Here is a 24,437-nt window from a genome sequence, read left to right on the forward strand (position 1 = left end):
CGGCTGTCGCGCTTTCATTTACCGTTGGCGGGATGGAAGGGGAGCAGATTTGACGAGTTACTCGCGGAAAAATACCTTTGCCACAACTCGCCAGATACACTATTGAGCAATAGCAACTTAGGAAGTAACACCATGGAAATCGATCAGTGGCGCCGAGAATACCTACTCGGCGGTTTACGTCGTTCTGAGCTGAAGCCTACGCCTCTGGAGCAGTTTCGACAATGGTTGGAGGAGGTCGTTAAAGCGGGCCTTAAAGATCCTACTGCGATGTGCCTGGCCACTGCGGATGCTGCGGGCCAGCCATCTCAGCGGATCGTTCTGCTGAAAGGTTTTGATGAACGCGGTTTTGTGTTTTACACCAACCTGCAGAGCAAAAAAGCCAGGGACATGGCCGATAATCCGCAAGTATCACTTTTGTTCCCATGGCATTTATTGGAGCGTCAGATCATTGTCTATGGTCAGGTTCAGCCGGTATCCAGGGAGGATGCTATAGCTTACTTCCAGTCCCGACCACTGGACAGCCAGCTGGCCGCATGGGCTTCTCACCAAAGCCAGCCCCTGTCTTCCCGCGAAGAGCTGCAAAAGCAGTTTGAAGAAGAAAAAGCCCGCTTTGATGGCGGTGAGGTTCCTTTGCCTGAATTCTGGGGTGGCTACCGGGTTGTGCCGCATTCCGTGGAATTCTGGCAAGGGGGAGCAAATCGCCTGCACGATCGTTTTGTTTACTGTGCTGATGATAGCGGCAGCTGGTCGGTTCAGCGCCTTTCCCCCTGAATAACTCCTATCAATTTCTCGGCTGTAGTTCGTTAGCGGACTGCACCTTTCCCTTCCCTGAGTAGCAAAATAAATGAAAGCGGCTTATTACCGCTTTCATTTTCTGTGTTAAAAACTCGCTTTCGTTCGCTTGCACCAGCTGGCTATTAATATGCCTGGCCGCTTAGAATATTGCGCAATAAACAAAGTAGAAAACCGGTTGCAAAAACTGTGGGTTCGATTTTTTTGCTTACTTAGCCTTTAAAAATAGGTAGAGAGAATTATGGCCATTATTGGGATTGATCTGGGAACCACTAATAGCGCTTGTGGGGTATTGACAGACGATGGAGTGAAACTGGTTCCCAATCGCCTTGGAGAGACCTTGACCCCATCAGTTGTCAGTTTAGATGAGGCTGGCAAACTGGTCGTAGGAAAAACTGCAAAAGAACGCTTGATCAATCACAGCGATACCACTGTTGCTGCCTTTAAGCGTTTAATGGGCACCGATCATAAAATTAAGCTAGGCCGTCAGCAGTTTAGTGCAACTGAACTCTCTTCATTGGTTTTACGTTCCCTGAAAGAAGATGCTGAGGCTTTCCTGAATAAAGAAATTACCGAGGCTGTGATTAGTGTGCCAGCCTATTTCAATGATAACCAACGCCAAGCAACAAAACAGGCTGGGGAATTAGCCGGCCTGAAGGTAGAACGCCTGATCAATGAGCCCACTGCGGCAGCTATAGCCTACGGTTTGCATGATAAACGTGAAGGTAATTTTCTTATTTTGGATCTGGGCGGCGGTACCTTCGATGTCTCCATCCTGGAATTCTTCGATGGCATTATGGAGGTACATGCCAGTGCCGGGGATAACTACCTTGGCGGTGAGGATTTTGTCGAAGCGATGATCGACAGTGTTCTGGAAGAATTAAAACTGAAAAAATCCTCACTGAAACCTCGCGAACTGCAGAACCTGTATATGCAGATGGAAACGGCCAAGCGCCGTATCAGCCAGCAGACAGGGCAGTTACTTAAATTAAACCTTAGTGGTCGTGAAGTTGAGTGGAAAGTGACTTCCGAATGGTTTGAGAGACTCAGCACTCCGCTGCTGCTGAGAGCCAAGCGCCCGATTGAGCGCGCCATGCGCGATGCCGATTTGCCGTCTGCTAAAATTGACGAAGTGGTACTGGTGGGTGGCTCCACCCGCCTGGCCCTGTTCCGCTCTATGGTGGGGCGTATGTTTGGCCGCTTACCCTCCTGCCACCTGAACCCGGATACCGTTGTCGCCATGGGAGCGGCTATTCAAGCCGGGCTCAAGGAAAAAAATTCCGCGTTGGATGATATTGTTCTCACCGATGTATGCCCCTACACCCTGGGTACCGGCATAGTGAACGAAGACAGCCCGCAGCTGGGCAATTACTTCCTGCCGATTATTGAGCGCAACACCGTGGTGCCGGTGAGTATCGTACGAAGCGTCTGCACTGCCCGCGATGATCAGAACGAAGTTTGTATCGATATTTACCAGGGGGAAAATCGCCTGGTAAAGAAAAATGTTTATCTGGGCGAACTCACGGTACCGGTACCCAAGAAACCCAGGGGCGAGGAAGTTGTGGAAGTCCGCTATAGCTACGATATGAACGGTTTGCTGGAAGTGGATATCACCGTCGTTTCCACCGGTAAAACATTTAATAAGTTAGTGGAATTTACGCCGGGCGCCCTGAATGAACAGGATAGAGTCCAAGCCCTGGAAAAACTGGCCAAGCTCAAATTTCACCCCCGTGAAGATGAAGAAAACCGGGCGCTGCTCGCCCGTGGTGAACGCTTGTACGAAGCGAGCCTCGGCGAGCAGCGCGACCATATTTCTAAATTACTCGCAAGCTTCGACCGGGTTTTGGATAAACAAAACCTAGTGGAGATTAGCAAGACGCGTGCCGAACTCACTGAAATATTTGATAAGCTCGACGGTGAGGACTGGATTTAATGAGCCCCTGGGAGATACTCGAGCTAGCGCCCTGTGATGATGCGCGGGCGATCAAGCGTGCCTATGCAAAAAAACTGAAGCATACCCGCCCGGATGAAAAGCCAGAAGAGTTTCAGCAGTTACACAGCGCCTATAAATGGGCGCTGAAAGCTGCCGAGCGTCAAAAAGAAGAGAATGAGGAAAGTAAGGAGTCGCAAAGTACTGAAGCTATTGCGGAAATTACCAATGCTGAGCAGGCTACACTTTCCCCTGAGGTCGCGCAATTACAGGGGCACGTAGAGCCGCAAGTACAACAAGGTAGTGAACTGAATCATCAAGATCACTCCCCAGTCTCCCCAGAAGCTATTGAACAAGCCCCATCAGAAGTCTCTCATGACCTTAACCAAGTCCAGGGCCAGGAAACTGGGGGTGAGATACAGCGGGAGACCGCTACAGAGAAATATACTGAAGAGCAGCATTCTGAAGGTAGGGATGCACAAGAAAATCCTATTGAAGAGGGTGTTACTGAGCAAGATCCACAGCGAGCACAGCGAATTACCGAGTACCATCAAGTACTGGATCAAGTGGATAGGCTGCTGAAAGAGCCCAGTAAATTCAATGTAAAAGAGAATTGGCGGTTTCTCACCGATACACCTTATATGCTCGATGAGGAATATAACTGGAATCTGGGTCTCACAATTTTCGAGCGTTTTGCCAGAATAAATTTGCAGGCAGGTGAGTGTGCCTCTAAAGATAAAAAACAAATACAGATTTCCAACAATATTATTCAGTATTGCAATAACCTGTTCGACTGGAATGGTAATGCCCCCTATTTATACGGCGCTTTGGATGAATCTCTTTGTGACTGCATTTTCAATTCACTACAAAGCGAAGAAGTTACTGTGGACCCTGCCCAAGGGCTTCGAGGTGGGCGCAAGCTGATCCGGCAGAAAGCTATCCAGCCGGAAGAAACCTACGATCAATACTATTTTGGCCACCTGCTGGCTCGAGGCGTAGCGGTCTTACTGGATTTATTGTTGTTGTACGTCGCTGTCGGTTTTATCGCCTCCATTGTAATTATGAAGGTTTACGATATGCCAGAAGGTGCCGCCACAACCATAGCGTTGGGAATCTGTTGCCTGGCCTATCTGCTGATGGCCTGGATTGCAGAGAGCTCCCACTTTCAGGCAACGCCGGGTAAATATTTGATGGGCTACAAAGTCACCAACAAAAAATTTGAGCGAATAGGCTATGGCCACGGCCTTTGGCGCCTACTGAGTTTCACCCTCACCCTACCGTTGGGTAAGATCGGTTGGTTGATTAACTGCTTCCTAGGTGGAAACCTGATGCACGACCGCCTCAGCTCAAGCCATGTCATCAATATGCGTAAATCCCGTGAGGAGCATTTGCGAAAATTAAGAGGGTAGGATTTTGAAAGATAGGAAGTCTATAGATGAACAGATGGTGTCTTTGATATATTTGCGCCTTCAGAGCTATGGTTCAAACAGCTCACAAATTTGGAGTTCTCACGAGTTTTTATAATGAGTAAGTTTTTACATTCTGCAAAGTGGTTATTAGGTAGCTTGGTTTTACTGAGTGGGCAAACTCTCTCTTACGATGTGGGGAGTAGTCCTGTTGAGTATCTTCGTACCTATAAAGGGTATGCTGTTGCTACTCTTACAAATGAGGGGCCTAACCCCAATGGATGCACTGCAACTTATAAGAATTGGGGGGCTGGCAGGTATGTCGCCATTGAGTTTGACACAGAAGAAGGGCAGGAGATGTATAGTGCCTTATTGGCTGCCTACTTAAGCGGTAACAAGGTAGCATTTGGGGCTTATGATGGTAAAGACCGTTGTAAGATGTGGAATGGAACGAATACTATTCCGGTTGCATATCGAATAGATATTCTTCGCAAATAGTTATAAATCCAAAAAATTATCGTCTACGCATAGATGATTATATTATAGCCCTAATAAAAGAGAGGCGGTGTAAAGACAGAACCGCCTCTCTTTTTAGTGCTACTTTTACAATGTAAAATATGGTAACCCCTTATTGTTTAAAGAGTGCTATGTTTATATGGGTTTTATTCTATCCAGTTTTTAATTGGGATTAATTAAGCATGATTTTCCATGCAGACTTAAGATATATATTGTAATGAATTTATTTGCCATTTGCGTAGCTAAAGTAACGGATAATATTTAATCCACCACTTGCTTGTTGGCTATAAAAGTCAATTGGGGCGAATTTAAGAAGCAGCCATTTGTTATTGCAAAGAGCGAATTTTAATTATAGGTAACTGCTTTCAGAACTCCTCTAGTATGAATTCAGATAAACAGAACTTATCTTTGGATATTGATTAGGCTGCCCACCGCATCCACTTACCCAGAAATTTACTTTTTTGCCATCTAGTTTAAGTGGGGGTTTATAAGTCCCCTAACATACTAAATAGTTATAGGATTTTTTTGCTTTTAGTAATCAATATATCTTTTTAATTGTTATTTAATGTTGAAGAGTGGTTTCAGTTGAAGAATTGGATTTCATCCAGTGATTTATTTGAAATTTTTTAAGGGCATCTTTGGTGTCCTTATTTTCCTATCGCCTATTCCAATAGCTTTAAGGCAAGTTAGGTGGGATTGAATGAAAGTGCACTATGTCACTTATGACAGTTAAGTTCTTTTTTTCGTTTCTCTTGCTCTATCGCTACTCTATTTTTGTACTGAATCATAAAGTCCCGCAATATTAAATCCAATTGATTCCTTATTGCCCTTATGTTTTTTAGGGTGGAGAAATTGATGCTTGACTTTCAACAGAGTGAATATAGGATTCGCCATCCGGCAGTCTATTGGTAAGCTATGTTTCATCCCTTGGAAGATAGATTCTTTTAGTTGTAGGTGTTAGTGATTAGGTAATACAAGCATAAATCTTTGGGGTTAAGAATTTTTGCTTACTAAAAAAGGTAGTGGAGTTATGGGGTTGTGGTTAAGGCTTAGCCTTTGGTTATTTTTATGTGTCAGTGAAGTGGTAATAGCCTCGCAGATTTTACCTGCGTCTCAGCATGCTTCAGATATTAAGCTGATAACAAGCACTGAAGATGGCAGTGTTGAAAATCTTATTATCAGGCCTCCTAACGATTCGGGGATTTCTGTTAACCGGTTTTCTACTTTCTCAGTATCGAATAAATCACTAAAGATTCTTAATTTACCTGAATTCTCCGGTTCAACGAGCTTGCCAGCCACATTAATTGTTATTCAGTCTAACAATCTGTCCCTGGCTAACAATATAGAGCTGGTTGGAGAGCCAGCAGATGTACTTTTCATTACAGATAGCAGTAGCTCCACAGTATCTTGCTCTGGGTGTAGTTTTGCCAACTTTCAACGTATCTCCCTAGCCGCTGGCGCCCTCAGTAAAAGTTTATCCGATAGCACCAGTAATATCGGTGATATTAAACTGTTAGGAACGATTAATATCAACCAGCTTTCGGCTCCAGGTGCGCTGTCAGTCGATGTCATGGGGCGTTATATGAGCCTCAATGGTGAAATTAATACACATCAGAACGTCTCCTTAACATCTGGTGGGGATTACATTAGTGATACGTCGGGTCGCTTAACCACAGGTGGTGGGGCGGTTAACCTGTACTTGGGTAACTATTCACTGAGGTATGAATCCCGAGAGATTACCAATATCCCCTCGCAAGCAAAGCCCTCTTCCTACACAACCTTGAATGGCACTATTCGTTCTACATCTGTTACGGCCACAATGGCTAATACTTGGTACAGAATTGCAACGAATATTGATACCAGTAGTAATCTCATCTACTCAACGAGCTATCAAGATACTCATGTGATCAATGAAGAATCGATACTGATACAGAGTTTTAGTTCGCCATTGATTATCAACAGTAAATTGGCATCTGATAACAGTGTTACACTGCAATCTTATGACAGCTTAATCATAAACGAGAATGCAGAAATCAATGCACATACACTATCGGTGCTTGCAAAAAATCAGATTATTAATGATGCGAATATATTAACTACCAAAACAGAAATTGCCGCCAATGATGTATTCAATAAAGGGGAAATCGAGGGGCTGTCTGGAGTAGATATCTCAGTTGTTGATAATCTGCTTAATTCCTTTGGTGGAATCATCCGGGGTAATCTGGTTAATTTAAAATCCGATAAAGGTTTGATTCGCAATGGTTCCAGAACGCCATTCTTGAGTGAATATAATCAATATAATAACTTGCTGAGCTGGGATATAAACAATATTAGCCCTGCTGAGTTGGGTACTTTTTTTGCGCTAGGGTTAGATGCTAATGAAGCGCAGGGTAAACAAAAAGCTGATACTCTTGCAGCCAATATCTTATCTAATAAACTAACTATTAAAGGCAAAGCCTTCGAAAATATTAACCCCTACTATGTGTATAAAGCACCAGGGGATGACTGGTCTACAGGCGTGCCATTAAATGCGGCACTAGCTAATCAGGTTTTGGTTTCTGCGGAAACTCAGTTCTTTATTAAGGCTGATAACTATGTAGTTAATTCCTCTGCTGTTATGCGCTTGAATCAACCAGGCGCTGTCTATATTGATACGAATCTATTAACTAATGAACGTTATCGCTCCCAAGTACTTATTGAACGAGAGTCTGATAAGTGGGAAGAAAATTTTTATTACTATTCTCCACCAGGTCTAATTCATACTGTTGGCGACTTTAATCTCAAAGCAAATACAGGTTTTATCAATAACACCGCCTTCTTCGAGGTTTTTGGCAATGCCACGCTGGATACTCCTAAACTAAAAGAATTGGGTATAGCAATTTCACAGGTTTCTTATACTACCTATACTACCGTTTATCACACATGTTTACAGAAGGGGCGAAATGGGGTTTGTACTGAGCCGGGTGAACCCAAAACTGTTGAGACAACCATTGTCCGTGTCAATCAGGATGAGAAAGAATCACTCTTTCATGTGGAAGGTAATTTCATTGGTCCTAAGACGACGGTGAATTTTTCTAAGCATGATCCCATTGCTTATTATCAAAATCTTGCAATTGCTGATTATAAATCACGGGAATTCTACATACCCTACGGTGACAAACAGCAATACAATAAAAATGGAGTCCCATTTTACAGTATATATACAAGCACTGCTCAAGATGAGATCAGAATTACTCAAACTAGGTGCATTGTAAATCAGCAGGATCCTGTTGATGATTCTTGTGTTTCAGGGGTAATTAAAACTGAGTCGATTACAGATGTCGTAATTGCTTACATGGAAAAGATTAAGAATGCCGTTCTAAGCTTTTTCGATCAAGAGTTTGACTGGTGGGACTAGGTTTTAGGGAAGTATGATAATGAATACAGAAAAAAAGACAGAAAGGTCTAGTTACACCAAGTGGCAGCGTCTCATAGCTTCCGTGGTGACTTTCTTTTTCTCTATGCAGCTATGTATGCCTGCTATGGCTGGTGTTGCTGGGATTATAGAATCTGCACTTATTGAAGCTGAGCTGAATGCCAATCATCTATTTCAGCGAGAAAATAACAACGAATATCAATTTAAGTCCGCTGACTATTTGGATACAAACGCCCATCAAACAGATGTAAATATAGAGAGCTTTTTTAAACGTTTAAAAGAAAGCAGCAAGGAAAATCTACCTGCGCCCTTGATGATACCCATTGGGGTAGGCGATATTACGGTTATTCTGCCTCACTACCCATTAATTAAGCGGGTGGGTACAAACTTTGTCCAGAGTCGTTATATTCGTTCACAAGTCTATGCCCAGCTCGGCAGGAATCTGATTAATACGCAGGTCTACGGCACAGAACGCGAGCAAATTAGCAAGTTATATGATAACGCATATAACTATGCACTCGTTTCCGGGAAAATATTTGGCGAACCTCTTGGGCTATCTGCCAGTCAGATTACAACCGATATGATTTGGCCAGAAGTGCGCTATATCAATGGTGAGAATGTTCTGGTTCCTATCCTCTATTTGAAGTCTTCCACCATAGATGCACAAAAAGTTACCGGTGATGAAAATGAATTTGGCGGTAGTCTTGTTGAGCTTGGCGGACTACAAATAGACAACACCGATGTTACCCTCCGCAGAGCTTCATTCCTAAAGATTGCTGAGAACTTGGTTAATAACCAGGGTAACTTAATCGCCGAAGATGATCTAAAAATAGTTGCAGGAGGTTCCCTGCAGAATATTTCCGGATTGATTTCAAGTGAAGGAGACTTGCTTATTGGTGCGCACTCTATTGAAAACCGCACTATTGTTCACCGTTACAACCTAGGACAATTTCAATCTGAACGGTTTGGTCCTGTAGCAGAAATTAATGCTGAAGGCGATATCTACTTTAAAACCAGCTCCGATATTATATTACAAGGATCTGTAGTCTCTGCAGGAGAATCCATACGATTCGAAGCGGGTGGTGATATCTATATCGGCAGTCAGCAAATCACCAACCGTCGAGAAGGGTCTTCTGGAGGGATATCTTATCGCAGTTCCTCAATTGCTCACTTGGCCTCCAAGCTTTCAGCCAGCGATACCATTGCACTGATAGCACAGGGAAATATTCTAATTGATGCTTCTGAGATTATTAGCGATAGCGGTCATATTGAGATATTGTCTGGTCTCGGTATTACCATAGAAGACAATCTGAACGTCAGGGAATCTTATAGAAAAGGGAAATATGGTAAGCGAAAGATTGAAGAATCTATTTATCAGACGGTAGCAATACGCTCACTTCTGGATGCTGGCGAAGGTATTCGACTGCATAGTGAGTATGGAGATATCACCCTCCGCGCAGCTGATATATCCAGTGAAGATGGCACGAAAATTCAGGCCAAAAACGGCGGTGTCAACCTGTTGATGACAACAGAGACAGACCAGTATAGCTACACCTCAATTAAAAAGGGTTTATTTACTGTATCGGTTAAGTCTGAAGGTCACGTTATTGAAAAAGCTGTCACCAATTCAATTGTTGGTGGTCTTGCAGTTAAAGCCTTTTCCACCGTAAACGTGGAATATGAAGGTGACCGCTCCTTATCGATGGATGAACAAATTGCTCAGCTTTCCAAAATGGAAGGACTGGAGTGGATGGGATATGTACGCTCTGAATTTCCAAATGCTGACTGGACAGCTATTGAACTTCAGTACGAAGAGTGGAATGAATCCAGCACTAGTATTTCACCAGCTTTTGCTGCTGTGATTTCAATAGCTATGGCTATTGCCTCTGGAGGATCAAGCCTTACTGCATCATCCTGGATGCAGGCCGCAGTTGCCGCAGGTACCGCTACTCTTGAGACTCAATTAGTTATTGCACTAGCAAATGGAATTGTCGATGGCGATATTGCTGGATCAATGGAGAATTTAGCATCCTCAGAGACCTTTAAAGGGCTGGCTGTTGCTATGGTGACTGCAGGTGTTTTACATCAGGTTGATACCACTTTCTTTGGAGCGGATACGAATGCCATAAATAAAGGTAAAGAAGCCTTTGATGCCGCGATAGCGATCAATCCTAGTGATATCGCTGCTGCGGATAAAGCTTTCCAGGCTGCCTTCGATGCGGCAGCAGCACAAAGTGTTTTGTCACCTTTGCAGCAGGTTGCTCAGGCTGTGACTCATGCTGCAGTTAGAGCAGGAATACAAACAGGAGTTTATGATTCTGACTTTGAGGATACTTTTACTCAGTCACTGATGCAGAATGGGATCAACCGTCTTGGTGCCCATATGGCAAAAAAAATTGGGCAAGCTTGGGATCCTAAGGATACTAATACGGAGATAAGTAACTGGGATACGGCGATGAAGTATATCGCACATGCGGGTTCCGGTTGTGTTATTGGTGTACTTACTGCAGAGAATTCTGGCCAGCAAAATGCCTCTGATGGTTGTGTAAGTGGTGGAGCTGGTGCAGTTATTGGAGAATTTACCGCCACTGTCTATAGGGAAAGAACTAAGCCTCAGGTTGATAAAGCGAATACTGCAATCAATAACCTATTTAAAAAATATGGTGACGATGTAGCAGATTATGAGAGTAGGGGTTATTCTCGTGAGCAGATTGCAGATATTTTCCGTTATGAATACGGGTTAGGTGCAATTGAGCAGCAAATTACAGAGTTAAAAGAGCAAGGAGTAGATTTAGCTCGATTCTCTGCTGGACTTTCTGTATTTCTAGCGGGTGCGGAAGCGGCGGGTGTTAATACGGCAGCGGATGTTGGCGCTATCACTGCTGAGAATAATGCACTCTTCATATTCTTAATCCCAGTTATTTTAAAAGCAATTGACCTTGCACTACTTGGTGTCGATTTATACCCGATATACGAGGCCTATCGTGATGGAGGAGTCGATGCAGGTAATCAAGCTTTAGCTGATTATATTATTGTTAATGGTACTACCAATTTAGTTCTTACTCTGTTCCCTGGAGGAAAAATTGGTAATAAGCTCATTTCTAAGATGGATGAGAATGAGCTTTTCCAAGCAATTAAAGTCTGGGGGGAGCAGCTTGGAAATGTTGCCAAAGAAACAGGAGATGCATTTTTAACCCTCCTTGGTGAGAAAAGTGAGTTAGCTCTTGAGGGGCTTAAGGGATATATTCTCAGAAGAGAGTTGCGAGATGATAAAGAGGGACTTGAATTAAATGGCGGTAAAGTAGATACAGAGAAATATTTAGATGGGCTGACAGACTTCTACGAACGGAAGGGTGATCTTTATATTAGTAAAAAGGGCGAGGGAGTTGCATATAGAGATACTGGAGTTTTAGAAGATGGCAAACCGGTTTTACAAAGTGAGAAGGGATCTTATTACTTCTATGTAGATGAAAATGGTGTTCAAGTTCCCACTAGTTCGCCATTTGCAGCCAATGTCGATAAGTACCGCATATTTCATAATAAGCAGGTTGATGCTATTTTTATTGAATATGGAAAAATACCGAATATTAAAGTTCAAAAAGAAGTGACTGTTCAGTATGACAACGAGGGGCACGAATATCATGGTATGATCGCGCGGGCAGATCTTTCAGTGACCGGTGGCGGAAGAGATGGAGCTATTGATGTACCCGATGATTTTGAGTTATATGATCTAAATGGCAATCATATACCTGGAGGAAAGATCCAGCTTGACTCAGAGGGACGTGCACTTCTCGAAGTTAAGACAGGGAATGCAACATTAACGTCAAACCAAAAAGTAGTTTATGATGCATGTACCTCCGGCCAGGCAAGTGCATGTGGTGCTAATGCTGATGAAGGCGGGTTCAGAGGACAGATGGATGAGATATTTGTTTATATTCTAAGGTCAACAAAATCTCCACATGATTAAAGGCAGGTCTACCATGACTTTTAAAAAAGAAATCTTGGAGGCCGCCAAGGGAAAGGCGACCAAACTCCCAGATTGGCAGTTTGTTTCTAATAGGTTTAGATCTCGTCCAGTGAAATTTTGTGATCTATTAATAGCACCCTTTTGGAATTTTAGTGGTTCTCCTGCTTGGGTAACAACCCAGCCGGCTGCAGGTGTTTATATTAAAGAGGTGGAAGATATTTCATCTCATCTTTCAGGTCTTCCTCTGAGACGAACTGCTACCTTTTCAAGGAGAATTAGAATAGATGACCTAAAGAACCCTTTTAATCTAACAGTTTATGCTAAAGATTTCGGAAGCCAGGGAGAAGCTGTGGCGCAAGTTATGCGTGACCTGGATAATATAATCGAGTTTGGGCAGGCGTACTTAAGAAAGCAATATTGTCTAGACAGCAAAGAGTCGTTTTACCTAAGTGTACCTGAAGAAACACGTGGTATCTGGGCTACACACTATTGTATTGTGCGTGGATTGCTTGGAGATACGGATTATATAAAACGGGTGCTTCGCAAAGAAATTGATCCCGAGGGTCATCAAGAGCTAGAGCTTATTGGCAAGGTTTTGGATTATTTTTCTTGAGTTTAAAATGGGGGCAAGGTTCGTCTTGCCCTTAAACTCACTACATAAAAAGCTTTACGCATCTTTAGCCAAATTCACATATTAAAATTTGGTTTTATTTAATTGGCATTTGAGCTAATTTTATATTTAATCGAGTATCAGTCATAATTTTAAGAAGGCATTCCAATGAATATCAAACTGTTGGGCTATCATTCAGGTTTTGCTCTCTGTAATGCTTTATATATAGGTAGCGTCACTAAAGAAGAGGAATTGCTTGTTCCTTTTTGTTGTTTTTTTGATGCTGAACAAAGTGTGATTACTCCTTTCGAAGCAGAGTCACAAGCTTTAGCAGATCAGAAAGCCCGTGCGGCTATAGCGAAAGAAGAAAAAGATTGGACAGGATGGTGCTATGCACGTGAAGGAAAGGTGAACCTTCAAGGTGGAGGTAAATCTGATGCTTATGTGATCGAAGCAAAATTAAAGGAAATGAAGCAGCCTTTAAGCCTGATCCAGCTCTTTGAATACCCATTTAAGCCTGTGAGCCGACTTATTGTTAGTGCTCCTAACGATTTTCGTGAAGTATTTGCAAATAATCTTCCTGCATTTAGAGAAGCATTTATTCAAGGGGCTAGATCTCACAAGCTGGGTGGTGAGAATTGGAAAGAGTGGGAGTCCACAGTTTTTACTGGTTAAGACTGTTTAGAAGAAGATGGTTGTTGTTTAGAGAAAAAATGAAAGATTTCGGAAAAGTATTGTTCTTAATTATTTTCTTTGTACCTTTGCTAGGTCGAGCCGAATGGACTCCCTATTCAAAAATTTCCTATATGAAAGTCCACGATGCTGGAGTTGAAATTAGATTGCAAAATTTCACCAATACCAGCTCAGAAATAAACTGTAAAAGTGATGTGGATTTTCATCTTACTGTTGAGGATACAAAACTATTTGATACAAAGCTCTCATTCTTACTGTCTGCGTATATGGCAAAGGAAACCGTTAGCTTTAGCTATTATGAGTGCAATAATACGGGCTCCAAAATACTGCTGTCTTCAGTTATGTTTCCTGAGTAGAAAAAATAGTAATGGTACCGTGTCCAATAAATTTGCCTTGCCCAGGACATAATCGATCTGAATGATTCTGAGTTTGTTAACGGTCGAGGCTTTGAGTTAGTAGAATGGGACGATCTATTTTTATTTGGTTTCGTTCCCTTGCGCATATAAGCCGGCATTCAAAAAGTGAGAGGCCTAGTTGAATGCCAGTTTGTTTAGTGGGTAGATTGTATTGTTTTAAGCTCGACCTAATTTAAAAAGTTAAACGGCAAATCGATGGCTATATATTTTCTATGGCATAACAGAGAGATTCCTCAAATCTGCAACATTGTGGTAAGTTGTACAGTCATCGCTACTCTTCAAAGTAACAGTCTGCTGGACGGCGAGGGCGCTTAAAAGCAGGCTGAGATATATTTTGCCCTCTTCATTGGTACTATCATTAGCATCTTTGTTTATACCGTCAAATGCAAAACTATAGTTTGTATTGGTTGAACAGGAAACCTCTCCTGAAGGTGCTCCCTGAACTTTAACAAAAATTCTACCCTGATACTGTGGCCCAGTGTGAATTTGATTTAACTTTCCTGTAAAAGTGAACTCAGCGAGGCATATAGTAGGTAAAAAAATAAGTAGTAAGGCTAAAAATGTTTTCATTTTAAATACTATTGAATAATTGGGTGAGGGTATTTTTCTTTACGGTAAAACACTAAGTGATTATATTCGATTTTCCTATGTTAGTAAATTCTTCGATTGTTAGTAATAATGTATGCTTTTTGGGGGTAAGGCATATTATGCTTTCACTTCACTCTTTAGACGTTTGTTTGATTAGACCTTTTGATCTTATATGCAATAATTAAATTGTACAATTATGATCCCTGAAAAGCTTAAGTGAGACTGATTTTTTCAAATTAAAAAATTGAGGGTAAATGAAAGGCTACAATATCAGGTTTTTTTCAGTAGAGCACTATCGCAGTTTTTGGAATCTATCGATTACGCCTCAGGTATAATTTATAATTAGTTTTGACATTCAAGGTTAACAGATTTTAAGGCTATACCTATACGTCATTAGGTTAAAATCTTATAATTTCTAGCAGTTGATCGATTGTTGTAAATTGAGAGTTAAATTTTGAGGTGTTGATGAGATTTTTAAGTGCTTTGAGCTTTACTATGGTCCTTTTAGCTGTAGATGTGCTGGCTCTAGGGGATGCTAACGAATCGACAGTGCGCTATATCGAGGTGTTTTCGAGTGCCTCCTCTAGAGATGGCGAAGTGGTTGTGAAGTTGGACGCTGAAACTGAGAGTTGTCATCAGTATTGGATAAAGTCGGAAGAGAGTGTAGGCCAAAAAAACTCAGTGGCTTCTATCTTGGCGTCACTCCATGCCAAATCTACAGTGCGGATTGTTGGTGATACTGACAGCCTTTGGAGTGGAAGCAGCGCCTTTAAGACCTGTGAGATTATTTCATTGCGTGTTCTGTAAAGGTTTTTGTAGTTTGAAAACTGGTAATGTCTTCTAGCTAGAGCAGCCCCACTTTTGCTTGGTACAATATTGGTAACTAGCTCCTCTTAGGGGGCGCACTCTGCGGTGTGAGAAGCTTGTATTAGGTGGCCGCATTTATTATGCGGCCTTTTAAAATGATCGTATGATAAGCAGAGTGACCTTTAGTTACTTGGCTCACAACAATATTTCAGATCTCTTGCCCTGATATTGGATTGTCTCTACTCCATAAATAGTTTTTTTGATGCTCTCTTCTGCTAATTCTTCATCTGTCTTTTGTTGAGTTGTAATATACTGATTTATCGGCATTTCTTATGGGGTGTCGCAATAAAGTGAGAAGGTTAAGCTCGGTAAAGAGAAATGGGGCCCTTCTTATATGTGAGGCGAAGAATTCCTACCTTATTGTTATTTTGCTCTGTCTTAGCCCCCATTTCGTCTCGAAGTTCGTATTTTGTTGGTATTTTTGTAATATAAGCGTCTTCAAGTTTTAACTCTGTTAGCTTTCCATTAATTTTATTTAGTCAATGCCTTGGATATTAATACATCTTGTTGAGTTTTAGTTCCAAGTCGGTGAATATATATTTAATCCATTATGGTTATAGTTCCTCCTTGCCATTTTTATTTTTTGTCTGTTAGATATTTGGTAATCAAATCAAGTACAAAGGGCAGGTGCTAAGTGGTGATGCAAAATTACACTTTTAGGTTTCTGGTAGCGACTTATCCATACCATTAATTCTGTTTCTACATGGCGGCTCGGGAGATGTGGAGTTGGGGTTGGTTCTATTTCAGATGACTGCTGAACGGGCGCTCAAAGATAAGTATTTAGTGGCTTATCTTCAAGAAATAGAGGCCGGCAAGTCTCTTGAGGTGAGTGACGATACATTAACGATAAAGAGTAATATTTAAGGTATGCGTAATGTTATCTCTTTTCTAAAGGAGCACTATAAGACGGATAAGGTTACTTTAATTGGCCACTCTTGGGGCGGGGGGCTTGCAGCTCTCTAGGCTAGTGAGCATCCTGAGACATTGGAGAGGCTGGTGTTTATCTCTTCCTCCCAGGATGCGCATAAGCAGGTAGAAATCAGCTTAGAAGCAACCCTGCAATGGGGGGAGAAGGACGGCAACCAGTTAGCAATACAGGAGTACAACAATATCATGAGTCTCCCTCTGAGTATTATCCGCTTCTTTCTAATTGGGTGAGTCGCGCGAATGGTGGTAACGCAAATGGGACTGATATTCGAGATTTTCTAGCAGCTGAAAAGATTAGTGAGAGATTTCCTGGGTGGCAGGAACGGCGTGGAAGTCTGGCTGACAAGATGCACGATGAGCTTCAGGCCATGAGCGTAAAGGGGGGTATCGATCATTTACAGGTTCCTGCTCTATTTGTTGTCGGTGAGAATGATTCCATTACCACGCCTTCACAGGTAAAGGCAGATTATAAAAGGTATAAAGGGAGTAAATCTTTCTCGGTACTAAAAGATAGTCATCACTTGCCCCTTAAGGACGCAGCGGAAAGTCTGAAGAAGACTATGTTAGTATTTTTAGAGGCCGGGGAGTATATTAGTGAAGAGCATTAGTGACGGATAGCAAGCTAGGCGAGTAGTCAGGGCCCAGTAGCGTTTTCCTGCTATAGGGCCGGCAGGTTCGCGGTTAAAAAGAATACTTCCGTGGTAGCACCTTGGTTTTAAAAACCTGCTCTATCCCCTTATCGTAGCCTGGATTCACAACAGTATCGTGGTTTTCACCCTTAATGACTCGCTTGCGTAGAGACAAATTTTCATAGTCGCGGGACTTGAGTCGCTGGGCCAGGTCCCTAAAGTCTTGAACACCACAAACCTCTCCTTCTTCTAAGCAGACCTCCTCTCCACCGATAAACATATACACGCTTTTCGATAAGTCAGTCTGGCGTTCAGCGTAGGCAAGCTCACTCTCTAGGATTTGCTTATTGGCCCACCAGATACTCGGGCTGCCGATCACATAGCGGTCGAAGCTATCGGTGTGATTGAAGAGGGCGTGGAGGGCTAACAGTCCGCCGAGGGAGTGGCCAGCCAGTGTTTCGTCGCTTTCATCTCCCTTGAACGAATTATTGATGAAGGGCTTAAGCTCGTTCTCCAAAAATTCCAGAAACTGATTTGCACCACCACCCAGGGTATTACCCCTGATTTCTCCAGGTACCGGAGTAAAATCCGTTAAGCGCAAAGTGAAGTTGGAGCTGTCCAAGGGGTGTGAGATACCTACAAGGATCACCGGCGGAAGCTTGGTATTACCCTGCTCATCGGGAACTTGTTCATGGATCAGGTTCGGTGCCACCATGGGGAAGTTCATATAACCATCGGTCATATAAATCACTGGGTATCTGGTATTGTCTTCGGGATTAAAGGAGAGCGGCAGTAGCACATCAATAACAAATCCACGCCCCAATAAATCGGAATGGAAGTTGTAAGAGAGAATGCCCTGGCGGGTAAATGTTGTAGGTTCAGCAGTGCCGGCTTGCACTAACTGAGTGGCCAAAACCATTAAGCCTATAAACAATATTTTAATTATTTTCATCTTTATCCCTTAATGAGCCACGCTTTAGTGTGCTCAGCCGCGTCAGTGGGCGGTCAAGACTGACAAGCCTATCAGATCGGATACGACACTAGCTACCTTGCGCTGTGCCAACAGTCGCAAAGATGAGTATATAAGTTGGAAAGGGAGTTGTGGGGCGCAGTTTGGCGGGTGGAGTGGCGCCAGGAATATTCCCCTGGCGCTTCCTCATCCTGTGAGGGAGGATTTGGTTATCTAACAGCTGGGGCAAAGTACCTGGGCCATACGCAGAGAGCCCACCTCGCCAGAGCGGCCGGCGAATTTTGGTGGGACTATAAAAGAGCGGATGTTGCCTTGGGATACCTGGGGTAAATAACCACTTGCCAGGTTGAGAAACTTGTGGTGAATGTGTGCAAATAGGCACGCTTGTTCCATAAAGCCACCACTGAGGATGATTCGCTCCGGTGAGTAGCAGCTGGTCAGGTTCACGCACATAGTGGCCAGATATCCGGCCTGAGGTCCCAGGCGGCATGGTCCCTGTCTATACTCTGGCCGCGCAGGCCCCAGCGGGATTCAATGCGGGGCCGCAGGCGAGGCCTTCCAGACAATTGCCATGGAATGGGCTGTGGCCTGGATAGGGATCTCTTTATCAGTCCTGTGGCATCAACATATGGCCGATTTCCGAGAGCATGGCGCCGGTTACCATCCACTATTACCCGGCGCAGATACCGGTGCCGATGGTAATAAATAAACTCTTTACATCTATAGCGTAGCGGCCCTGCACAGGTGTTCTCCTAACGCTGCGCCACTGACATCAGTGTCAAAAGCCACAAGGATAGAGAGGGCTTTCTTCAGTTGGCCAGCCATGTTGGTGTTGGCCCACCCGCTTTTAGGGAGGGTAGTGATATATCTGTAGTGTTTGGATTGTGGATCCAGATCTTCTGGTCCAAAACTTGCGATATCCAGTGCAGGCATAGAGCCATGAGGTTGGGTGCCGGCGTGGAAAAATTTGGTTACCTTGCCCTTTCCTTTACTCTATTCGGCCCGGCGGCGATTGCATAATTTAACTTTGTACCGCCGGCTTCTATACCTCCAAGCAAGGTATTCACTGCTTTGCCTTGCACTTCCATCCGTATCTGCTCCGCAGTCTGGATAATGTATTCAATGGAATTATTAACCGGTTTGTCTTAACAGGTGACACCGTTAGGGGAGTGATTGCACTGCGGTTAGTTTTTGCTAAAGAAAAAGACCGGATGCCAACAGAGAAGTTGAGCTTTCGCTGTTTGCACGAGGCTCTAAATGGACTGTAAGCGAATTCCGGGAATAGGGAAGACAACGATCAAAAAGCGAAATGAAGCTGACACTCGTGGAGCGGCTGCTAATAGTCGTATTAACAATGTGGATACAAAATGCTCGAATATGAATCCTTGCTTTTTTCTGGCGAGAAAAACTAACAAGTAGCTCTCTTTTGTGTCGCCAAGGGTTAAGGCCAGTGTTTTCAAACTGGCCAAAGGTCATTTTTAATTTTGAATAGAATAATCTTTAATGGCTATATTCCGCCCTCGGGTGTAAGTTCCCTAACTACCGAAGTTGGATTTATCCGATGTGCCGCAAACACTTTTAAAGATAGCATGGCAGACATAAAGCCCAATACAAAAAGAGCGCTGAATAACATGCCTCCGGTAATCACTGTTGCAAGACCCCGATAAATCGCGGCGCTGTCTCCTGGACTGAGTACTAACGGAAGGTTGCCAAAAATACAGGTTGTGGTCGTTAACATTATCGGACGAATGCGCAAGCTCACAGCACTTTTAATGGCATCAAATTGATGCATGCCTTTATTAATAGAACTTTGGAATTGATTCACTAAAAGTATCGCATTATTCACTACCAATCCCATCAGAATTACGAATCCGATCATCGTAATCACATCTAGATTTTGCATTACAAACAGGTTGAGTAGACGAAGACTGAGCATGCCCCCGGCAAAGGAGAGTGGAATTGCAAATAAAACAGCCAAAGCTAATTTAAGGGACCTGAGAGCAAAGTACATAAGTAATGCAAGAATCAACAAAGCTACACAAAAGATCTGAAAGAACTCCTGCAGAAATAATTTCAACTCGTTGGCACTGCCCCGAAATTGGGTGTGCAGGTCTCCATACTGGCTCTTATTAAGAAAGGCCAAAACGCTTCGATCTACCTGCTCAGTAAAATCCTTCATGGCAACACCCGTTGGTGGGGTCAGATTGAGGGAGGTACTTACTTCCTGGCCGACACGAAGAATGCTGTCTGGAGCTTGCGTAATCTGTGCTGACGTTAACTGCCTCAAAGGAATCAGGCCCTGCCCAGCAATCATAATTTCTGTATTTAAGAGCTGCTCAAGGTTGGCTGGTTCTTTGGCTTTAAAGTAGAAGGGAAGGGTATTGGTGCCTGTGTAAAAATTACCGATATAAATGCCATCAGTAAGTGCCATCAAATGACGATTAAACTCCGGTAATGTCATTCCCATACGAATCAGTTGATCCTGGTTGGGCTCAAATTCAATACGCAATCCACGATTGCTCAATGCGCTCCCTTCAAGAATTTGTGCGCCAGGAAACTCTGAACGAAGATGTTCTAATAAGTCGCGCCCAGCTGCTTGAAGAACCGGTAGTTCAGCTCCTTTGATATCCAGTTGGCTTACACGGCTATTGGGCATTGCAAACCGGAGAAGGCCCCCTTGCTGCGTATGAATTCTGGTACCTATCAGTCCGGAGACAATATCCTTGTCAATCCATTTCTTAAATGCTTCGAAATCCCAGTCCCCTTGGGTATAAATGTAAAGGTGACACATGGTTGGATAACAGAGTGTGCCATAAGTAACTATTTGCTCTTCGAATCTCCCTTTTCCTTGTTCAATGCGATCCATAATTACCTGACCGACTTCGCGCTCAACAACTTCAACCGCCATAGGGCCTTCAAAGTTTATAAAGGTTGAAATCATCGCCTGTTTGGGGTCTGGAAGCACATCGACTGAGGGCGAACTGAGATAAGTCACTAATAAGGCAACAGGTAACCCAAGCACTAAAACGCAGTTACGAAAAGTGACTCGACCAATTGGTATCACTGATATAGCAGTCCAGCGTTGTAATATTCTATTAAGGGATTGAGTTCTTCCTTTTGGATTGACCTGCGGTGAGTCTTTTAGAAGATGTCGTGCCAATGCTGGCAAGAGCAGGAGGGCAAATAACAATGATGCAATAAGTGCGCTGGAAATGGTATAAGCTAGATCTGTAAAAAGTTGCCCCGTGGCTGACTGCATCGCCAGGATAGGTAAGAAGACGATGACACTCGATATCGTAGATGCTGTCAAGGCACCGGTAACCTCCTTAGTCCCTTGCCTGATACTGGTTAGCAAGCTAGCTCCCTGGCCGCGTAAACGCTGGATATTCTCGATAACAATAATGGCGGCATCTACCATCAAGCCAATCGAGAGTGCAATACCTGCTAGTGAGATAACATTTATGCTTCTTCCGCCCAGATACAGACCCAAAATTACCAGTGCAATACAAGCTGGTATGCTAGTGAAAATCAATACGAGTGTTCTAAAGTCTCGCAAGAACCAATACAAAATAATGCAGGCGAGAAAAGCTCCCAGGATCAAGCTGCTATAGACTAATTGCAATGAGTTGCGAATGCTTTTGGAATCATCGCGGCTGATCGCCACTTCCATTCCCAATCTACCGAGTTCTCCCTCGTTTAGATCTGATATTAATGTTTTGATCATATCGATGGTATTCAAAACATTAATATCCTCAGTAGGCATTAAATAGAAATAGAAAGAGCGGTTGCCTTCTAAAGCAAAATAATTCCAGTCGGAGGCCATTCTATTTTTTACTTTTGCAACGTCACCTAGGCGAATAATATGTGGCCCCCTGGTAGCAATTGGTAGTTTCTCAATATCAGCAATAGGGATCTGGCCTTTAAAGTGAAGGGCGTATTCTCTTGATCCGATAGTTAAATTACCGCCAGAGCGGTCAACCAAGTCACTCAAGCGAGACTGCACTTCATTAATGGTGAGTGATGCCTGAGTCAGGCCCCTGGGATCGAATTCGATATCTATCCTTTGCTCAATAGGTGTGCCGGCTACAGTAACGGAGGCTACGCCTGGAATCTTACTAAACGCAGGTTGAACATGATCTCGGAATGCCTGGGAAAGCTCCTGTTCAGTGGCCTGGTTAGTGGAATAAAGAAAGAAACTGGCCAAGGTTGCTCCGGCACCATTACTAAAATTATAAAGGCGGGGAGCAGATACTTGGCTAGGCCAGTTGGGTACCTGGTTAAGCCGGGATAGAACGTCAATATACATCTGTTCCATATCGGCATTTGAATGAAAGGTAATCAATGTCCAGGCAAACCCGTTGCTAATGGTGGTCTGGATTTCCTCCAGAAAGCCAAGGCTGGAGAGCTCCTGCTCCAATGGGGCGACAAGTGCCTGTTCTATTTCCATAGCTGTCTTGCCCGGCCAAGAGGTAGCAAGAGCTATTTGCGGTCTGTCTATATTTGGTAGTAGCGTATTTGGAATTTTGACCCCATAAAATACACCTAGGCAAATAAGAAGAAGGCCGCAACTGATAATAACCGGACTATATTTTTCAATAATATTCATGAGTCACGGTCCACCGGTACTACTTCTTGACCTGCTTGCAGGTTCCCATTACCGAGAACTACAAGCTGATCGCCGGGCTGAATCTCTGAGATAACAATAAAATGATCAGCAAGTGTATCCAGGATTTCAACTTCGACTTTACGAACTTTGTTTTCCAGTCCTAATGCCCATGTATGGTACTTTCCCCCCTCTAATAGCACTGCATCGGAAGGTAACTTGGTAATATTGCCTGCTTTTTCTCGAGGCCCTGTAGGAGTGAGCATGGCGATCTGGAAACGTTGGCCCACCAACAGAGACTCAAAGTGCTTCCCGTGGCCATCGAAGTATAGGGACAGATTCTGAGTGTCCCCGTCCATGGTTCGACCGATGTTTTTTAGGGAAAGCGGCTCTCCATCGTAACGAAATTCGTTCTTTTGAATAGCTAAATTCATTCCTACTTGATCCCTGGGTACCAAGCACTCCAGTTGTTTCTCATTCAAGGGAAGAAGCTGGAGAATCCGTTGTCCCTGAGTGAGTCTCTCACCAGGATGTGCCTCGACTTGTAAAACCTGGCTGTCTCTGGAGGCAAAGTGCTTCAGTCGCTCGAACCTATACTGATCTATTTCAAGTTGTTGCTTAAGTCTTTGCTTGCTCAGCCTGAAAGTACTGGCATTAAGTTTAAGGTCATTGAGTTGAGAGGGGGAAACCATTTGAGCCTCGCGAAGAGGCATAAGTCTGGCTAGTTCCTCCTCAGCATGAGAAAGCTGACGTTCTGCAATTTCCAGGTCTGTTTTCAGGATATCCATACCTCTGGACAGGTAAAATCCATCCTGTTCTGCGACCAGCTCCCCTGCCTTGACAATAGATCCTACAGGCTTTACTGATTTCAGTTCGGCTTCAGCATGACTGGAAATTTGTGTTAGGGGTGGAGAGTTGACTGTGCAATAAATTATTGACCGCGTAGCTTGAAGCCATTCTTGTGCAGGTTGTATCCTGACTTTCTGCAGATCTGAAGCGTAACACTGTGATTGATATAGTACAGTTGAAAAGGATAGCGAGACCATAACGGCTGCTACTTTGATAGTCTTTTTCATCCTTGATCGCTTTCTTATTTTTTATGGCAAATAATTGACGAAAATCGATTTGCTAAGCAACTTGATGTTGTGTGAGGGGACTAAGACTGTATTTTACTAGTAGAGTCAGCAAGGCGAATGAGATCAGTTGAGAGATAGAAGAGACAAGATAATTAGTTTACTTGGTGTACTCCCTATAAATGAGGAATATCTGCAGAGAAGAGCGCCAAGGCTTTATTTATCTTCTATCTTAATAGGTCTTTTCCCGGTAGCATTCGTAGTGGCTGAAGCTTACAGATGCTTTTGCCATATATGCGGACAAGAAAAGTGAGACTATCGTATCATATGCCTCGGGTTCACCTTTCACTAATATGAAAGTTTTAGTATCAGGGCATCACATTTCAGTGTCGACGTTTTCGAAGCATTTCAGCTGGATATCTAATCCCCAGCTATGAATCATTAAATAGTCAATTCGTGCTTCCGGGGTCCAAAAGACTGGCTGGATACTAGCAGCCAAGGCACGAAGGAGAATAGCTGATACTATAGTTTTTATTTGCGCATCCTTGTAAAAAAGCCAGCGACAACTTGTGGCTGGCTGGTTCCTTAGTGTTTTTATAATAATAAATAGCAAATTAATTGGAGGGGGTCGAAGCCTCTATTGCTGTCGTAGTTGGCAAGGAAAAGAACTGTATGTGTGCCTAAGCATGTTTAATAGTGCACACTTGCATAGTCTTGTCCGCTCCATAAATAGAGTTTCTATTTTTCCAATACTATTCTTTGCGACTCCCTAATCCTAATTCTGCGATTTTTCTGCCGCTCCCCTCTAATTCTTACGCGCTCTCCAGACTTCATTCCCTTTTCTTTTAATTCTTTTGCATCGACAAAATAATATCGACCGGTGCTCTCATCCTTGATAGAGAATCTATGGTCAATTTCTCCAGTTTCAAAGTTTTCGGAAATTTCTTCTTCCAATATACCAGTTACGGTTTCCTCAGCTTGGGAATAAGTGGTTAAGGAAATTAATATAATTATAGTTACGAAATATTTCATGGT

20 protein-coding genes and 1 pseudogene are annotated in these 24,437 nt (G+C 43.3%); 14 read left to right on the plus strand and 7 right to left on the minus strand.

The window, feature by feature from the left end:
• Positions 1-132 precede the first annotated feature (132 nt).
• From pdxH to G367_RS0104085, 9 genes are all read left to right on the plus strand, one after another.
• Positions 133-771 (plus strand): pyridoxamine 5'-phosphate oxidase, encoded by a 639-nt coding sequence (pdxH, locus tag G367_RS0104045; protein WP_020411819.1) that lies wholly within the window; start codon positions 133-135, stop codon positions 769-771.
• Positions 772-1,033: 262 nt separating this feature from the next.
• Positions 1,034-2,725, plus strand: a complete 1,692-nt coding sequence (locus G367_RS0104050; protein ID WP_020411820.1) for a molecular chaperone HscC — start codon at positions 1,034-1,036, stop codon at positions 2,723-2,725.
• On the plus strand, positions 2,725-4,131 hold the full coding sequence (locus tag G367_RS0104055; protein WP_020411821.1) for an RDD family protein: 1,407 nt from the start codon (positions 2,725-2,727) through the stop codon (positions 4,129-4,131). The genes G367_RS0104050 and G367_RS0104055 overlap by 1 nt, the downstream gene beginning before the upstream one ends.
• Positions 4,132-4,245: 114 nt before the next feature.
• Entirely contained in the window at positions 4,246-4,626 is a 381-nt protein-coding gene (locus G367_RS0104060; protein WP_020411822.1) for a hypothetical protein, read from the plus strand.
• Between the two features lie 1,021 nt (positions 4,627-5,647).
• The gene (locus G367_RS0104065) at positions 5,648-8,041 is read left to right on the plus strand and encodes a hypothetical protein (protein ID WP_157533323.1); all 2,394 of its coding nucleotides are present in this window, start codon (positions 5,648-5,650) and stop codon (positions 8,039-8,041) included.
• A 13-nt stretch (positions 8,042-8,054) separates the two neighbouring features.
• Positions 8,055-12,026 carry a DUF637 domain-containing protein gene (locus tag G367_RS0104070; RefSeq protein ID WP_083922670.1) on the plus strand — a complete coding sequence of 1,324 codons (3,972 nt, stop codon included), beginning with the start codon at positions 8,055-8,057 and terminating at the stop codon, positions 12,024-12,026.
• 13 nt (positions 12,027-12,039) lie between these two features.
• On the plus strand, positions 12,040-12,639 hold the full coding sequence (locus tag G367_RS0104075) for a hypothetical protein (RefSeq protein WP_026304915.1): 600 nt from the start codon (positions 12,040-12,042) through the stop codon (positions 12,637-12,639).
• Positions 12,640-12,804: 165 nt separating this feature from the next.
• Positions 12,805-13,311 (plus strand): hypothetical protein, encoded by a 507-nt coding sequence (locus tag G367_RS23045; protein WP_020411826.1) that lies wholly within the window; start codon positions 12,805-12,807, stop codon positions 13,309-13,311.
• A gap of 38 nt (positions 13,312-13,349) precedes the next feature.
• Entirely contained in the window at positions 13,350-13,685 is a 336-nt protein-coding gene (locus tag G367_RS0104085) for a hypothetical protein (protein ID WP_020411827.1), read from the plus strand.
• Between the two features lie 270 nt (positions 13,686-13,955).
• Here the strand turns inward: G367_RS0104085 and G367_RS0104090 are convergent, their stop codons facing one another.
• Positions 13,956-14,315 carry a hypothetical protein gene (locus G367_RS0104090; protein WP_020411828.1) on the minus strand — a complete coding sequence of 120 codons (360 nt, stop codon included), beginning with the start codon at positions 14,313-14,315 and terminating at the stop codon, positions 13,956-13,958.
• A gap of 483 nt (positions 14,316-14,798) precedes the next feature.
• Between G367_RS0104090 and G367_RS0104095 the strand changes: the two genes are divergently transcribed.
• The 4 genes from G367_RS0104095 to G367_RS26430 all read left to right on the plus strand — a co-directional run bounded on the left by G367_RS0104095 (position 14,799) and on the right by G367_RS26430 (position 16,735).
• Complete coding sequence (locus G367_RS0104095; RefSeq protein WP_020411829.1) at positions 14,799-15,140, plus strand: hypothetical protein; 342 nt, start codon at positions 14,799-14,801, stop codon at positions 15,138-15,140.
• Between the two features lie 927 nt (positions 15,141-16,067).
• Complete coding sequence (locus G367_RS27055; RefSeq protein WP_157533324.1) at positions 16,068-16,163, plus strand: alpha/beta fold hydrolase; 96 nt, start codon at positions 16,068-16,070, stop codon at positions 16,161-16,163.
• 33 nt (positions 16,164-16,196) lie between these two features.
• Complete coding sequence (locus tag G367_RS26425; protein WP_020411831.1) at positions 16,197-16,358, plus strand: hypothetical protein; 162 nt, start codon at positions 16,197-16,199, stop codon at positions 16,356-16,358.
• 116 nt (positions 16,359-16,474) lie between these two features.
• Positions 16,475-16,735 (plus strand): alpha/beta fold hydrolase, encoded by a 261-nt coding sequence (locus tag G367_RS26430; protein WP_169337094.1) that lies wholly within the window; start codon positions 16,475-16,477, stop codon positions 16,733-16,735.
• A gap of 73 nt (positions 16,736-16,808) precedes the next feature.
• Here the strand turns inward: G367_RS26430 and G367_RS0104115 are convergent, their stop codons facing one another.
• Positions 16,809-17,708, minus strand: a complete 900-nt coding sequence (locus tag G367_RS0104115; RefSeq protein WP_020411833.1) for an alpha/beta hydrolase — start codon at positions 17,706-17,708, stop codon at positions 16,809-16,811.
• Positions 17,709-17,939: 231 nt separating this feature from the next.
• A complete protein-coding gene (locus G367_RS24870) occupies positions 17,940-18,179 on the minus strand; it encodes a hypothetical protein (RefSeq protein WP_026304916.1) in 240 nt (79 codons plus the stop codon).
• A gap of 130 nt (positions 18,180-18,309) precedes the next feature.
• Between G367_RS24870 and G367_RS26920 the strand changes: the two genes are divergently transcribed.
• Positions 18,310-18,435 (plus strand): hypothetical protein, encoded by a 126-nt coding sequence (locus tag G367_RS26920; RefSeq protein ID WP_281164171.1) that lies wholly within the window; start codon positions 18,310-18,312, stop codon positions 18,433-18,435.
• An 11-nt stretch (positions 18,436-18,446) separates the two neighbouring features.
• On the opposite strand, the pseudogene G367_RS27060 reads toward G367_RS26920, so the two are convergent.
• The 4 genes and pseudogenes from G367_RS27060 to G367_RS0104155 form a co-directional block, all read right to left on the minus strand.
• Positions 18,447-18,680: pseudogene (locus G367_RS27060) on the minus strand (ROK family protein); the annotation flags it as partial.
• A 553-nt stretch (positions 18,681-19,233) separates the two neighbouring features.
• Positions 19,234-22,332: an efflux RND transporter permease subunit gene (locus tag G367_RS0104140; RefSeq protein WP_020411838.1), complete on the minus strand. Its 3,099-nt coding sequence runs from the start codon at positions 22,330-22,332 to the stop codon at positions 19,234-19,236.
• A complete protein-coding gene (locus G367_RS0104145) occupies positions 22,329-23,405 on the minus strand; it encodes an efflux RND transporter periplasmic adaptor subunit (RefSeq protein ID WP_020411839.1) in 1,077 nt (358 codons plus the stop codon). Before G367_RS0104145 ends, G367_RS0104140 begins: the two co-directional genes overlap by 4 nt.
• A 735-nt stretch (positions 23,406-24,140) precedes the next feature.
• Entirely contained in the window at positions 24,141-24,434 is a 294-nt protein-coding gene (locus G367_RS0104155) for a hypothetical protein (RefSeq protein WP_020411841.1), read from the minus strand.
• Positions 24,435-24,437: the final 3 nt, after the last annotated feature.

It is taken from the genome of Microbulbifer variabilis ATCC 700307 (genome assembly GCF_000380565.1).
In the GTDB taxonomy this organism is placed as follows: domain Bacteria; phylum Pseudomonadota; class Gammaproteobacteria; order Pseudomonadales; family Cellvibrionaceae; genus Microbulbifer; species Microbulbifer variabilis.